A 1,131-nucleotide genomic window follows, 5' to 3' on the forward strand; every position below is an offset into this window, starting at 1 on the left:
CGCGAAGACAAGTTCGGCTGGGTGGTGCCCGTGCGCCTGCCCGAGTCGATCGACGTGTGAGGGCGTGAGGTTGCCAGCGCACGATGAACGAGCCGTCAGGGGGATACCAGTCCTGCTGACGGCTTTTTGTCCAGCAGCCAAGGTGTGTTATTTTTGACCAAAACGCATTTCATGATAGCAGATTTCAATGATGCCTTTCATCGCCATAAACAGGATTGCCAAATCTTGTACGAGGAAAAACGGTGGGCCAATGCCGACCATTTGGCTGGCTTGGCTGCCGAATGCGGATTGAAAGCGGTGATGATGGCTCTTGGCATGCCCGTGGACAAAAAAAGTGGTTCACCTCGTAGCAAAAAATATCGTGTACACTTGCCTGCTATTTGGAATGCTTTCCAGCAGTTTGTGGCAAATACTCATGGCGCCATTCTGGCATTACATCTGAGTACCCCGTCACCGTTCGCCCATCCTCACGTATGGCATGTGGCCCAGCGCTACGAACCTCAATCAAATTTTACCAAGGCTGTAGTGGATGACCATCTTGAGGGGCTGAAAGAAGTAGAGAATGTATATAATCGAGCAAAGTTGGCGGGCTTTATTTAAAATGTTGAAATACATTTCTGTATGCGCTATGACGAGGTAGTCCCTGCATTGCGGCGGTTGCTGGAGCGAGAAAAGTGGGTGACTGCATTGCCGAAAGGCAAGAAGCTTGTTATCAATCGTGATATCAAAGGGCGCATTTCTTTTATTTTGCCAAAGGGAATCAAAAAGTCGCTTCGAACTGACATCGAATCATTTGTGCGCAACCGAGCAGGTGAATTGGCGCCTTGGGTGCATCCGGAAGGGGCACGACTCTTTTTGGAAGAAGAGTTGCCAGCGATGCCGGCAGGTCCGGAATTTCCCTTGTTTGAAAAGGATGATCCTCCGCCGGTGTACGTTGTAGAGCGGCTCCTTATGGGCAATGAATGGGCTACTGTGAGGGACGTGCCCTGCACCAAGCGCACCAGATGTCCCGAAAGATTGGTTTTTTTTTCGGTAAAAGGCGGAGTGGGTCGTTCTACTGCACTGGCAGCCACGGCCTGGTATCTGGCAAAAAAAGGCAAACGCGTACTGGTCATCGACATGGACTTTCAG

At 50.7% G+C, this 1,131-nt stretch carries 2 protein-coding genes; both read left to right on the forward strand.

The window, feature by feature from the left end; genetic code table 11:
• Window positions 1-171: 171 nt before the first annotated feature.
• Window positions 172-600 (forward strand): SAM-dependent methyltransferase, encoded by a 429-nt coding sequence (locus tag D6694_10075; protein ID RMH40428.1) that lies wholly within the window; start codon window positions 172-174, stop codon window positions 598-600.
• Window positions 601-876: 276 nt separating this feature from the next.
• Window positions 877-1,131: ParA family protein (locus D6694_10080; GenBank protein ID RMH40429.1), on the forward strand; the 255-nt coding region annotated here is incomplete at its 3' end.

The organism is Gammaproteobacteria bacterium, from assembly GCA_003696665.1.
Taxonomy (GTDB): domain Bacteria; phylum Pseudomonadota; class Gammaproteobacteria; order Enterobacterales.